Annotated in this window: 13 protein-coding genes; 8 read left to right on the top strand and 5 right to left on the bottom strand. The window is 75.7% G+C overall.

The genetic code is table 11. The features are described 5' to 3' along the window. Positions 1–106 precede the first annotated feature (106 nt). The 5 genes from ACIQI7_RS38485 to ACIQI7_RS38465 all read left to right on the top strand — a co-directional run bounded on the left by ACIQI7_RS38485 (position 107) and on the right by ACIQI7_RS38465 (position 4,468). Entirely contained in the window at positions 107–1,054 is a 948-nt protein-coding gene (locus ACIQI7_RS38485) for a helix-turn-helix transcriptional regulator (protein WP_401119398.1), read from the top strand. A 38-nt stretch (positions 1,055–1,092) separates the two neighbouring features. Then, positions 1,093–1,359 carry a UBP-type zinc finger domain-containing protein gene (locus ACIQI7_RS38480; RefSeq protein ID WP_387752657.1) on the top strand — a complete coding sequence of 89 codons (267 nt, stop codon included), beginning with the start codon at positions 1,093–1,095 and terminating at the stop codon, positions 1,357–1,359. Between the two features lie 226 nt (positions 1,360–1,585). Further along, positions 1,586–1,858: a hypothetical protein gene (locus ACIQI7_RS38475; RefSeq protein WP_401119396.1), complete on the top strand. Its 273-nt coding sequence runs from the start codon at positions 1,586–1,588 to the stop codon at positions 1,856–1,858. A 210-nt stretch (positions 1,859–2,068) separates the two neighbouring features. Then, positions 2,069–3,385, top strand: coding sequence for a serine hydrolase domain-containing protein (locus ACIQI7_RS38470; RefSeq protein WP_401119394.1), 1,317 nt, complete (start codon positions 2,069–2,071; stop codon positions 3,383–3,385). A gap of 90 nt (positions 3,386–3,475) precedes the next feature. Then, positions 3,476–4,468: a sigma-70 family RNA polymerase sigma factor gene (locus ACIQI7_RS38465; RefSeq protein ID WP_401119391.1), complete on the top strand. Its 993-nt coding sequence runs from the start codon at positions 3,476–3,478 to the stop codon at positions 4,466–4,468. On the opposite strand, the gene ACIQI7_RS38460 is transcribed toward ACIQI7_RS38465, so the two are convergent. Continuing rightward, positions 4,361–4,702 carry an STAS domain-containing protein gene (locus tag ACIQI7_RS38460; RefSeq protein ID WP_401119388.1) on the bottom strand — a complete coding sequence of 114 codons (342 nt, stop codon included), beginning with the start codon at positions 4,700–4,702 and terminating at the stop codon, positions 4,361–4,363. The genes ACIQI7_RS38465 and ACIQI7_RS38460 overlap by 108 nt on opposite strands. Positions 4,703–4,836: 134 nt before the next feature. Between ACIQI7_RS38460 and ACIQI7_RS38455 the strand changes: the two genes are divergently transcribed. Then, on the top strand, positions 4,837–5,337 hold the full coding sequence (locus ACIQI7_RS38455; protein WP_387752667.1) for an NUDIX domain-containing protein: 501 nt from the start codon (positions 4,837–4,839) through the stop codon (positions 5,335–5,337). A 110-nt stretch (positions 5,338–5,447) separates the two neighbouring features. Here the strand turns inward: ACIQI7_RS38455 and ACIQI7_RS38450 are convergent, their stop codons facing one another. From ACIQI7_RS38450 to ACIQI7_RS38435, 4 genes are all read right to left on the bottom strand, one after another. Continuing rightward, positions 5,448–6,209 carry a Clp protease N-terminal domain-containing protein gene (locus ACIQI7_RS38450; RefSeq protein ID WP_387752670.1) on the bottom strand — a complete coding sequence of 254 codons (762 nt, stop codon included), beginning with the start codon at positions 6,207–6,209 and terminating at the stop codon, positions 5,448–5,450. A 77-nt stretch (positions 6,210–6,286) separates the two neighbouring features. Further along, positions 6,287–7,030, bottom strand: a complete 744-nt coding sequence (locus ACIQI7_RS38445) for a tyrosine-protein phosphatase (RefSeq protein WP_401119384.1) — start codon at positions 7,028–7,030, stop codon at positions 6,287–6,289. A 201-nt stretch (positions 7,031–7,231) separates the two neighbouring features. Then, positions 7,232–7,969, bottom strand: coding sequence for a VC0807 family protein (locus tag ACIQI7_RS38440; RefSeq protein ID WP_401119381.1), 738 nt, complete (start codon positions 7,967–7,969; stop codon positions 7,232–7,234). 183 nt (positions 7,970–8,152) lie between these two features. Next, a complete protein-coding gene (locus ACIQI7_RS38435) occupies positions 8,153–8,845 on the bottom strand; it encodes a hypothetical protein (RefSeq protein ID WP_401119379.1) in 693 nt (230 codons plus the stop codon). 449 nt (positions 8,846–9,294) lie between these two features. Between ACIQI7_RS38435 and ACIQI7_RS38430 the strand changes: the two genes are divergently transcribed. Beyond that, on the top strand, positions 9,295–10,158 hold the full coding sequence (locus tag ACIQI7_RS38430; protein ID WP_401119377.1) for an RNA polymerase sigma factor: 864 nt from the start codon (positions 9,295–9,297) through the stop codon (positions 10,156–10,158). Beyond that, positions 10,155–11,243 (top strand): hypothetical protein, encoded by a 1,089-nt coding sequence (locus ACIQI7_RS38425; protein WP_401119374.1) that lies wholly within the window; start codon positions 10,155–10,157, stop codon positions 11,241–11,243. The genes ACIQI7_RS38430 and ACIQI7_RS38425 overlap by 4 nt, the downstream gene beginning before the upstream one ends. Positions 11,244–11,536 lie beyond the last annotated feature (293 nt).

Genomic DNA, 11,536 nt, shown 5'->3' with positions numbered 1-11,536 from the left:
GCTACCGAGCCGGCGTCGTCCTCGCCTCGCTGATCCTGTGGCTACGAGCCGAGGAACAATGACCCGGCACAAGATCAATTACGAGACACGGCCTAACCTGCCGGGCATGGAGAACACCCTGGGGGACTTCCTCCGTTCGCGCCGGGCCCGGATCCTGCCGGAGGAGGTGGGCCTGCCCTCGCACGGCCGCCGCCGGGTGCAGGGGCTGCGCCGGGAGGAGGTGGCGCAGCTCGCGGGCGTCAGCGTCGACTACTACGTCCGGCTGGAGCAGGGCCGGGGCGGCAGCGCCTCGGACGCCGTGCTGGAGGCGGTGGCCCGGGTGCTGCGGCTCGACGGCGTGGAGGCCGCGTACCTGCGCTCGCTGGTCCGTCCGCCCAAGGCCCCGGCGGCCCCGGCGGGCTCCACCACCAGGGGACGGGGGCGGCAGCCGGTCCGCCCGGGGACGCGGCTGCTGCTGGACCTGATGACCGAGGTGCCGGCCTTCGTGCTCGGCCGCAGGATGGACGTGCTCGCCTGGAACGCGCTGGGCGACGCGGTGAACGGTTTCTCCACGCGTTCCGACGCCGGTCCGGACGGCCTGCCCAACCAGGCCCGGCACGCCTTCCTCGACCCGTCCGCCCGGGAGTACTACCGGCAGTGGGACGCGGTCGCCGCCGAGACCGTGTCCTTCCTGCGCCGGGACGCCGGGCTGCACCCGGAGGATCCCGCGCTGGGCGCTCTGGTGGGCGAACTGTCGCTGCGCAGCGTGGAGTTCGGCCGGCTCTGGGCGGACCACCTGGTGCGGGAGAAGACCTACGGGGTCAAGCTGGTGAACCACCCGCTGGTCGGCGAACTCGACTTCGGCTACGAGACGCTGGGTGTCAACGGCTCGCCGGACCAGCTGCTGGTCGTCTACACCGCCCCGGTGGGTTCGCCCACCGCCCAGAAGCTGGCGCTGCTGGCGAGTTGGACGGCGCCGGGGCCGGTGGCGCAGGAGGCGGCGGCGGGCGGAGCGGCGGCGGGCGGGGTGGCGGCCGGAGGGGCGGCGTCCGCCGAGGGGGCGGAAGCGTCCTGAGCGGGCGCCCCGCGCCGGGGCGGCATAGCCTTTCAGTCATGAGCGCCTGCGAAGACCTCGCTCTGGCTCCTCAGGAGATCGAGCCCCGGCCGCCCGCCGACGGCTGCGCCGACTGCCTGGCGCAGGGCCGCCGGGACTGGGTGCACCTGCGGATCTGCCTGGACTGCGGCCACATCGGCTGCTGCGACTTCTCCCCGCAGCGGCACGCCACCGCGCACTTCCACAACACCTCCCACCCGGTGATCCGCTCGTACGAGCCGGGGGAGGACTGGCGCTGGTGCTTCGTCCACGAGGTCATGGGCTGAGGCGGTCACCCGGGAAGGCCACCTGCGGAGGCCACCTGCGGAGGCGACCGCGGACGCGCCCTGCGCAGCCGACCCGCGTAGGCCTTCCGCGCTGCCCCCACCCCCGTGCGGGTTGCCCTCCCGCGGTGGCGCGGACCCGCAGCCCGGATAAAATCCGGACATAACGCCCGTGCGGCCCCTCCGGTCGGCATCCGTCCGGCCGGCGGCCGACGAAGGGAGGCCGACGATGACCAAGCGAACGCCCGGCAGCACCGCCAAGCTCCGCCAGGGCACCCAGGAACTGCTCGAGCGCCGGGGCATGGCGAGCCCGCCCACCCGGCTCGCGCCGATGCCGAGCGCCCGTGCGATGTCCAACGCCTCCGCCGGGTACGGCACCGGGGAGGCCTTCCGGCACGGCGGACGGAACGCGCCGGGCACCACGATGCACGCGGCCCCGGCGATGCACGCCGAGCTCAAGGGGCACCGGCACCGCGGTGCGGAGAAGCACTCCGCCCACTGAGCCGCGGCGCGCGGGGCGGGCGGCCGGATCGCGGCCGCCCGCCCCTGACGTGCGGTCAGGGCCGTTCTCCGGGGCGGTTCGGGGGCGCTCCCGGATGCCGTTGCGCGGCCGGCCCCGAAGACTCTCTCCTGTCAGAGCCGCCGACCCGGCGGGCCGCCCACCGGGGCGTCCCCACTGCCGCCGGTCGGGCCGATGTTGGAGGGACTCCGCATGAACACCCGTATCCGCAGCGGTCGTTGGCCCGCCCTCGCGGCGGCCGGCGCACTGCTCGCCGCCGCCACGGTCGGTGTCGCGACCCCGGCCCTGGCCGCAGGAGCCTCCCCGGCCGCCGCCGTGACCCTCTCGACCGATCCCGCCGCGTCCGCCGCGTCCGCCGATCCCGCCGCGCCCACCGCGCCCGCCGACCCCGCCGCGTCCGCCGCGCCCGTCACCACCCGACCCGGCCCGCTGGACCGGGAAGCGCTCGCCGAGATCCTCCGCTCCCTGCCCGCCGACATCACCGGCGCGCTGGTCCGGGTCGACGGCCCGGCCGCCCGGTGGCGCGGCACCTCGGGGGAGGACGTGCCGGCCAACGCCCGGTTCCGGATCGGCAGCGTCACCAAGGTGTTCACCGCCACCGTGCTGCTCCAGCTCGCCGCCGAGGGCCGGGTCGACCTGGACGGCACCGTCCAGCAGTACCTGCCAGGACTGCTGCCGGCCGGCTACCCGCCGGTCACCGTGCGGCAGTTGCTCAACCACACCAGCGGCCTGCCCGGGGGCGGCGGGATGACCTCGGGGGACGGCAGCACGGCGTGGTTCGCCGCGCACCGGGCGACGTACTTCAGCCCCCGGCAGGTGGTGGCGGACATGCTCACCCAGCCGAAGAACTTCGCGCCCGGCACGGCACAGCAGTACAACGGCAACAACTACTTCGTCGCCGCGCTGGTGATCGAGGCGGTCACCGGCGACGACTACGCCGACCAGGTGCGGCGGCGCATCACCGGCCCGCTGGGCCTGCGCGCCACCTACGTCCCGGCCGCCGACGACCTGACCATCCGCGGCCCGCACGCCGCCGGCTACGTGGACGTCCGGAACGCCGACGGCAGCACCGCCCGGGTGGACGTCACCGAGCAGAGCCCGTACCCGTGGGGCGAGGGCGGCATGGTCTCCTCCGCCGCCGACCTGGAGCGCTTCTTCGGCGCGCTCTACCGCGGCCGGCTGCTGCCGCCCGCCCAGCAGGCCGAGGTGTTCGCCGTCCCGGACCTGCCGAACGACCACAACAAGAACTGCGAGATCGGCCCGACCGCCGGGCACGCCTGCTACAGCACCGCAGGCCTGCTGCGCACCGTGCTGCCGAACGGCACCGAGGTGTGGGGCAAGAACGGCTCCCGGCCCGGCTACACCACCGGCGTCTTCGCCACCCGGGACTTCTCCCGCAGCGCGGTCGTGGGGCTCAACCCGACCGGCATCACCGGCGAGGAGTTCCCCACCCTGTGGAAGCTGGTGACCGACGCCTTCGGCTCGGGCCAGGTGTACGGACAGCACTGAGCCGATCGCCCCCGGGCGGCTGTCAGTGGCGTGCGCTAGGTTCGTGCCGTTCACCAGGGCATTCGGCAGGACGACGGGGGCGGGCGCAGCATGGCCGACGTGATCACGGAGGAGCCGGTCGAGCTCCAGCTGGAGCGGTATCGCACCGAGTTGACGGGGTACTGCTACCGCATGCTCGGCTCGGTCTTCGAGGCCGAGGACGCGGTGCAGGAGACGATGGTCCGCGCCTGGCGCGGGCACAAGGGCTTCGAGGGGCGGGCCGCGCTGCGCTCCTGGCTGTACCGGATTGCCACCAACGTCTGCCTGGACGCGCTGAACGGCCGCAACGGCCGGGCCCGGCCGATGGACCTGGCGGGCCCGGTGACGGTGGCCGCCGCGTACGACACCCAGCTGCCGGAGGTGACGTGGATCGGCCCGGCGCCGGACGGCCGGGTGCTGCCCGAGACGGCGGACCCGGCCGAGGTGGCCGCGCAGCGCGAGTCGGTGAAGCTGGCGTTCGTCGCCGTGCTCCAGCGCCTCGCCCCCCGGCAGCGGGCGGTGCTGATCCTGCGTGAGGTGCTCGGCTGGAAGGCCGCCGAGGTGGCCGAACTGCTCGGCGCCACGGTGGCCTCGGTCAACAGCGCGCTCCAGCGTGCCCGGGCGGTGCTCGCCGCCGACGCCCCGGACGCCGGGCCGGCCCCCGAACTGGACGAGGACCACCGCGCGCTGCTGGACCGCTACGTCCGCGCCTTCGAGGCGTACGACATGGCGGGCCTCGCCGCGCTGCTGCACGAGGACGTCACGCTCAACATGCCGCCGTTCGCGATGTGGCTGCGCGGGCGGGACGAGATCCGCGCGTGGATGCTGGGCCCCGGGCACGGCTGCCGCGGGTCCCGGCTGCTTCCGGTGACGGCCAACGGCGGCCCGGCCTTCGGGCAGTACCGGCCGAGCCCGGCCGGCGGGCACGAGCCGTGGGCGCTGATCGTCCCGGAGGTGTCAGGGGGCCGGTTCACCGGCTTCACCAACTTCCTGGACACCGACGTGCTCTTCCCGCTCTTCGGCCTCCCGCCCCGGCTGGCGGCCGGGGCCGGGTCCGAAGAGTAGCTCGGCGAGGTCCAGCGGGTCGGCCGCGCCCGGCAGCAGCGCTGAGAGGCCGCTGAACGCCAGCAGTTCGCGCAGCGGACCGCCGGCGTTCAGCAGCACCACGGCGACCCCCTGCCGGGCGGCGGCCAGCCGCAGCCGGGCGAGCGCGTCGACGACGGCCAGGTCGGGGGCGGTGAGCGCGCCCAGGTCGCAGGTCAGTGCGGGGCCGCCCGGTGTGGTCTCCACGGTGTCCATACCGATAGGACCGCCGGGGCGGCTCCGACTCATCGGTCGGGCGGCTGAGCGGGTGGCCGGGCGGGCGGCTGAGCACGTGGCTGAGCGGGTGGCAGAGTGGGGACGACCGAACCCACCTGCCCAGGAGGAGCACCGTGACCGCCGAGCCCCTGAAGTCCCGCGAGGAGTGGCTGGCCTCCCTGCCCCGGATCTACGCGGCGGCGGGCTGCCTGCTGCGGGACGAGTCGGGCCGGATCCTGATCGTGAAGGCCGGGTACCGCGAGCACTGGCAGTTCCCGGGCGGCACGATCGACCTCGGGGAGGGCCCGGTCGAGTGCGCCGCGCGGGAGCTGACGGAGGAGACCGGCATCGTCCAGGCGGCCGGCGCGCTGCTGGCCATCTCCTGGACCCACGCCTCGGCCGAACTCGACCACCCCGCCCAGCACTTCATGTTCGACTTCGGCACCGTCCCGGACGGCACCCCCGTGACCGTCCCGGCCGGTGAACTGGACGACTACCGCTGGGCGTCGATCGAGGACGCCCTGGAACTGCTCGGCCCGGCCCGTTCGGCCCGGCTGCGGGCGGCGCTGGAGGCGCTGGACCCGACCGGGGACGGCCGGGTCCGGATCGTCACCACCCACGTCTCCGGGTTCTGAGCGGAGGCGGTCCGTGCCGGCGCGCCCTGCGCCGGGGCGTTCCGCACGGCGGCCGCGGGCGAAGTGCCCTGCTCCGGACGGGGTTTTTCTCCGGAGCAGGGCGTCGGGCCTCACTGCGGGGGCTCGGACTCCGGGTTCCGGGCGGCGATGATGGCGGCGATCGTCTCGGCGACGAAGGTCTCCGTCTCGGCCTTGTCCACGTTCAGCCCGGCCAGCACGCCCTGGCCGTTCTCCAGCTCCAGCAGCGCGAGCAGGATGTGCTCGGTGCCGACGTAGTTGTGCCCGAGCTTGAGCGCCTCCCGGAAGGACAGCTCCACGACCTTCTTGCCCTGGGCGTCGTACGGGATCAGGGCGGGCACCGTCTGCTCGACGGCGGTCGGCAGCGCGGCGGTGGCCGCCGTGCGGACGGCCTGCGGCGTGACGCCCTGGGCGGCGAGCGCCTTGACCGCGATGCCCTCGGGCTCGGCGAGCAGGCCGAGCAGCAGGTGCTCCGCGGTGATCTCGGCGTTGTTCGCCTTGCGGGCCTCCTCCTGCGAGGCCACCACGACTTTGCGGGCCCGGGGCGTGAACCGGCTGAAGCCCTGGCTGACGTCGAGGTCGTTCGGGGTGCCCGGGTCCTTGGGGACGAAGCGCTTCTGGGCGGCCTGCTTGCTGACGCCCATGCTGCGGCCGATGTCGGTCCAGGACGCGCCGGAGCGGCGGGCCTGGTCGACGAAGTGGCCGATGAGGTGGTCGGCGAGGTCGCCGAGGTGGTCGGCGGCGATGACCGCGTCGGAGAGCTGGTCGAGCGCGTCGACGTGGACCTTCTTGATCGCGGCGATCAGGTCGTCGAGGCGCAACGGAGTGGTGTTGGGAACAACGGGATTCTCCATGCGTCAACCGTAGGTTGTCGACCCGGAGGTCGTCAACCATCAGTTGACGATGATCGCGGAGAACTCGCCGGCCCGTGCTACCCGGCGGGCAGCAGCCGCTCCCGGACGGCGGCGATCGACTCGGGCGCGACGCCCGCCGCGAGCAGGTAGCCGACCGGGTCGAACCCGTCGAGCGCGGCGGCCAGGGCGGCCTCGGCGGTGGTCCCGGCCCCGGCGAGCACCGCGTCGATCCGGCGGTACGGGTCCGGCAGGCCCAGCATCCCGTACAGGGGGCGGATGTTGGGGCCGCTCAGCAGGTAGTCCTCGGTGATCGAGGCCCGCTCGACCCCGGCCAGGGCAAGCAGCAGTACGGCGGCCAGGCCGGTGCGGTCACGGCCGGCGCCGCAGTGCACGACCACGCCGCCGGGGTGGGCTCCGGCGATCGCGGAGATTAGCGCGGCGGCGGCGTGCGGGCAGTGGTCCAGGTACGGGCGGAGCGCGAGCGGGGTGCCGTCCAGTCGGCCGTGGGCCTCCCACCAGTCGGGGCCGGCCAGTTCGTCCAGCGGGACGCGGAGCAGCTCGACGTCCTCGGGGAGCGGGAGGAGCGGCCGGTACTCCTCGGCGTTGCGCAGGTCGACCACGGTGCGGACGCCGTGGTCGAGGAGGGCGTCCCAGCCCTCGGCGGTGAGGCGGTCCAGGTTGTCCGCCCGGGCTATCGCGCCGCGGGCGGTGGGCTGGCCGGAGGTGGTGGGCAGCCCGCCCAGGTCGCGGACGTTCAGGCAGCCGTCCCAGACGAGCGTGCGGTCCTCGGTCCTGCTCGGCGCGTGCGTCGTCCGGTTCATGGGGCTCCCCGTTTCCTCGTCAGGGGTCCCGTTACCCCGTCGTTATGTAACGACTCCCGGGAGATCCGGATGGTTCCTCGCCGTTCGAGCCATCGGAACCGGCCGTTCAGGGGGTGTCGGCCCGGATGGTGGCGGCGGACCGGTGGTTGGGGCGGGGAGGGGCGGACCGGTGGTCGGGGCGGGGAGGGGCGGACCGGGTGGTCAGGCGGCGGTCGGGGCCTCGGCCTCGGCGCGGACCAGTCGCTCCATCGGGTCGGCCGCGATCCGGCCGAACACCGAGCCGGCCACGATCGCGCCGATCAGCAGGACGGTGGACAGCCAGGCCATGGTCGACACCGGCAGGGTGAAGGCGCCGACCACCCGGGCCACGCACTCGGCCAGCAGGGCGGTGCCCCAGACGCCCGCGAACAGGCGCTCGTGGCGGCGGAAGGCCCGCGAGCCGGCCGCCCGGCCCTCGACCAGGCGATGCCAGGCGGCGGTGCGGTCCCGCTGGCCCTTGGTGAGGAAGGGCATCAGCATCGGGGTCATCACCGACCGGCCGATCAGACCGGAGACCAGGATCGCCAGCGCCACGGTGCCGCTCAGTCCGCCGTCCTTGGCGATCATCAGCCGGGCGTCGCCGGTGACGAAGGTCAGCGCCAGGCCCGCCAGGTTGACGGTCAGCATCAGGGTGGCCCACAGGTTGAGCCTGCGCTCGCCCAGCAGGCCGAGGATGGTCCGGGCGGCCGGGAAGGCGCTGCTCCAGGCCAGCGCGGCGAACTCGCTCAGGCCGAAGGCGGAGTGCAGCAGGTAGTAGCCGGCCAGCGGGGCGGCCACGTCGAGGGCGAGCGGGCGGAGCCCGGAGGCCAGCGGGTCGGGCGCCCCGGCGTGAGCGGCGTCCGCGGCGGCGGTGCTGGTGGCGGCGGTGCTGGTGGCGGCGGCGCTGACGGTCTGGCTCACGGTGGTTCCTCCCCGACTGGTGGCCGCGGGCCGCTGCCCGCGTCGTGCCTCCAGTCTTTCCGTCCGACCCTCCGTCAGAGCAGTGCCGTCCGTTGCCTCATCCGCGTGACAGTTGTCATGGTGCGCGCCGTGACACCGGCTCCGACCTGCGGTTCCCTGCCCCCGGCGGGGAGCGGCGGCGGGCTACTCCCCGCCGGGGAAGGCCCACAGCTCGCGGCCCAGGGTGTCCAGGCAGCGGACGGTGCCGAAGCGCTCGTCCCCGGCGGACAGGAAGCCCCGGGCGACGCCGTCCAGGACGGTCCGGGCGACGCGGTCGCCCCGGATCCAGGCGCCGGTCAGCACCAGCGCCTTGTCGGCCAGCTCGGCCCGCTGCACCCGGGCCACCGCGGCGGTCAGCAGCGCGGCGTTGACCGCCTCCAGTTCGGCGGGCAGGAGGTAGGTCTCCCCGGTCGGGGCGCGGTCCGCCCCGGCCCGGCGCCGCAGCTCCGGCAGGCCGTAGTGGCGGACGGCGGCGACGGCGTCGTCCAGCGGGAGCCACCGTCGCGGCCCGGGCAGCACCTCCCACCAGACGTCCTCCCCGACCGGCAGCACCTCGCCGATCCGGGCCCGCCAGGTCTCGATGCCGTAGCGGGTGCGCGGATCGGGCCGGTGGCCGGGGAGGTCCATGACGGTCCAGTCGGTGCGGCGGACCACGCTGAGGTCGAAGGTGAAGGACACCCGGTCGGCGGCGGGGCGCTCGACCACGCCGAGCAGCAGCCAGTGGGTCTCGTCCGGCAGGCTGAAGGTCCGGCGCCACCCGGCGAGGCCCAGGGCGCGCAGCGCGGGCGCGAGGTGCTCGCGCAGGCCCTCCGCGTGGAGCTCGTGGGCGGTCGTCATCGTGCTCATTCCCTGCCGGTCGGTCGTGTGGGTTCGTGCGTGCCGGTCGTGCGTGCCGGTCGGTCGTGTCGGTTGCGCCGGTCGTACGGCCGGTCGTGGGTGCCCGGTCGTCCCGCTGATCGGGCCGCCGGGGGTGGCCCCCGTCGTCGACGGCCCCCGGTCGGTGCTGGTCCCCGGAGGGACGGCTCAAACCAGGCAGGGTCGTGCGCCCGGGGTCCGCACGGTTCGTGCGTGTGCCATCGGTCGCGGCGGGAGCGCGGCGGCGGGCCGGGTGCGTCGGCGGACCCGGCGTCCGGCGCACAGCGGCGGCCGGACTGCTTCGCCTACCGACAACCTAAGCGGGGCGGGCTCCTCCCGGCCGCGGGCGAACGGCAGCAGTCCCCGGGACGTTGGCCCCGGCCGGGCCGGTCCTTCGGCCGGCGCCGAAGTGGTCGCCCGAATGGCGCATCATGTGGGGGGTGCAGAGTGCAGAGCGCCCCGGAGCGGGCACCGACAGCCCCGTCGGCCGGTCCGGACCAGTACCACCCGCCGACCCGCCACCGGGCCCGGCCCCCGTTCCCCCCGACCTGACCGAGGCGGTCCGGAACGCGCAGGGCGGGGACGAGGAGGCGTTCCGGCTGCTGTTCCGGACCGTCCAGCCGGCCCTCCTGCGCTACCTGCGGGTCCTGGTCGGGGGCCGGCCGGAGGACGTGCAGGACGCCGAGGACATTGCCTCCGAGACCTGGCTGCAGATCGCCCGCGACCTGCACGGCTTCTCCGGCGACGGGGACGGCTTCCGCGGCTGGGCCGCCACCATCGCCCGCCACCGGGCCCTCGACCACCTGCGCGCCCGCCGCCGCCGTCCGGTCACCGACCTGCCCTTCGAGCAGCTGGTCGAGCTGGCGGCGGGCGACGACACCGCGCGGGCGGCGCTGACCACGGTCGGCACCGCGGACGCGCTGGCCCTGATCTCCCGGCTGCCGCGCGACCAGGCCGAGGCCGTGCTGCTCCGGGTGGTCATGGAACTGGACGCGGAGAGCGCCGCCCGGGTGCTCGGCAAGCGGGCCGGCACCGTCCGGATGGCCGCCCACCGGGGGTTGCGGCGGCTGGCCAAGCTGGTCGAACCGCTGGGGTCCGGGGTCGGCATCCCGGCCGCCCGGGGCGGCGCAGCGGCGGCCGGAACCGGGGGCGGACCGGGCCCCGGTGCCTGCGGAGACGCCGCCGGAGTGAGCGTGGGAGAGGCCGCCGGGCGACCCGCGGGGAAACCCGCGAAAAAAAGTTCTCCGCAGGGTGTGACAGAACACCGGGCCGCGACGCTGAAGGACATGAGATGAGCACCAACCGATCCCGTCGGATCGACCGTGATGCCGCCGAGCAGCTGCTCGGCGGTGCCGTGGGCGGCCCGTCGGCCGGGCAGGACGCCTCGCTCACCGGACCGGACGGCGGTCCCGGGCAGCTCGCCCGGGTGCTCGCCGCGGCCGCCGCCCCCGCGACGGCCGAGGAACTGGCCGGGGAGGAGGCCGCCCTGGCCGCGTTCCGGAAGGCGAGTCTCGCGCCCGAACCGACACCGACCCCCGTCCGGAGACGACCGATGGCAACCGCCGCGCTGGCCAGGGCCTTCAGCACGAAGGCCACCGCCGTCGTGCTCGGCACCACCGCGCTGTGCGGTGTGGCCGTCGCCGCCGGCACCGGCAACCTGCCGTCCGCGCTGGGCGGCGGTCCGTCCGCGCCGGAGCGCAGGCTCTCGGGCCAGGGCGCGGCCACCGGCTCCGCGTCGGGCCCGGCGGCCGCCGGCTCGTCCGTCGGCGCGGCCCCGTTCGGTGCCGTGGCGTCCGGCTCCGCCCGTCCGTCCGGCACCGCCTCCGCCGGACCGCAGGCGGTCGTCCCGTCCGACCCCGCGACGCCCGGCACCCCGTCGGCCGAGGGGCGCGGTGGCCGGTCGGCCGTCCCGCCCGCGCTGCTCGGCCTCTGCACCGGCTTCGCCGACCGTACGGCCAAGGGCGAGCGCCCGGCCCGGCTGACCGGCGAGGCGCTGTACGGCCCGCTGGTCGCGGCGGCCGGCGGCGCGGACCGGGTGGCGGACTACTGCGCGGCCGCGATCGGTGACGGGGACGGCGACCACCAGGGCGCCACCTCCCCGGACCGCGACCCGGCCCGCACCGGCACCGCTCCCGGGACCGGTGCCGGTTCCGGAGCGAACGCCGGAGCCGGCAAGGGGAACACCGACGGCGGCCGGAACGGCGGCGGCAACGGAAGCAGAACCGGCGGTGGCAACGGCGACGACACGGGCGGCACCGGTGCCAGGCCGGGCGGCAGGACCGGCGTGACCGTCGCGCCCGTACCGACCGCCCCCGCCACCCAGGACGTCCACCCGAGCAAGTCCGACCGGTCCGACGACGAACAGTCGGCCGCGAGGTAACCCCCAGAACTCCGGGTGGGTGGCGAGCGACTCCCCCCGGGCTCGGCGCCCACCCGGAACAGCACCACCCGCGGTACCAGCACCACCCGCACCACCAGCGGGTAGCAGTACCACCCGAAGACCCCGGGTGGCCGGTCGGCTCCCCCGTGCCCGCCGACCACCCGGCCGGCCCCGGCCGGACCGCTGGGCGCACCCCGGACGCGCCCGCCGGTCCGGCCGGCCCGGAAACGTGGGGGCCCCCCCCCCCCCCGCCCCGGGGGGCCCCCCCCCCCCCCCCGGGGGGGGGGGGGGGC

It is taken from the genome of Kitasatospora sp. NPDC092039 (assembly GCF_044756065.1).
In the GTDB taxonomy this organism is placed as follows: Bacteria; Actinomycetota; Actinomycetes; order Streptomycetales; family Streptomycetaceae; genus Kitasatospora.
This window is presented reverse-complemented; position numbering and strand designations above follow the sequence as displayed.

Coding starts and splice junctions, on each gene's coding strand:
- ACIQI7_RS38470 (WP_401119394.1), top strand. CDS start 2,069: ATGAACACCCGTATCCGCAGCGGTCGTTGGCCCGCCCTCGCGGCGGCC.
- ACIQI7_RS38485 (WP_401119398.1), top strand. CDS start 107: ATGGAGAACACCCTGGGGGACTTCCTCCGTTCGCGCCGGGCCCGGATC.
- ACIQI7_RS38435 (WP_401119379.1), bottom strand. CDS start 8,845: ATGACGACCGCCCACGAGCTCCACGCGGAGGGCCTGCGCGAGCACCTC.
- ACIQI7_RS38430 (WP_401119377.1), top strand. CDS start 9,295: ATGTGGGGGGTGCAGAGTGCAGAGCGCCCCGGAGCGGGCACCGACAGC.
- ACIQI7_RS38460 (WP_401119388.1), bottom strand. CDS start 4,702: ATGGACACCGTGGAGACCACACCGGGCGGCCCCGCACTGACCTGCGAC.
- ACIQI7_RS38425 (WP_401119374.1), top strand. CDS start 10,155: ATGAGCACCAACCGATCCCGTCGGATCGACCGTGATGCCGCCGAGCAG.
- ACIQI7_RS38475 (WP_401119396.1), top strand. CDS start 1,586: ATGACCAAGCGAACGCCCGGCAGCACCGCCAAGCTCCGCCAGGGCACC.
- ACIQI7_RS38450 (WP_387752670.1), bottom strand. CDS start 6,209: ATGGAGAATCCCGTTGTTCCCAACACCACTCCGTTGCGCCTCGACGAC.
- ACIQI7_RS38480 (WP_387752657.1), top strand. CDS start 1,093: ATGAGCGCCTGCGAAGACCTCGCTCTGGCTCCTCAGGAGATCGAGCCC.
- ACIQI7_RS38465 (WP_401119391.1), top strand. CDS start 3,476: ATGGCCGACGTGATCACGGAGGAGCCGGTCGAGCTCCAGCTGGAGCGG.
- ACIQI7_RS38445 (WP_401119384.1), bottom strand. CDS start 7,030: ATGAACCGGACGACGCACGCGCCGAGCAGGACCGAGGACCGCACGCTC.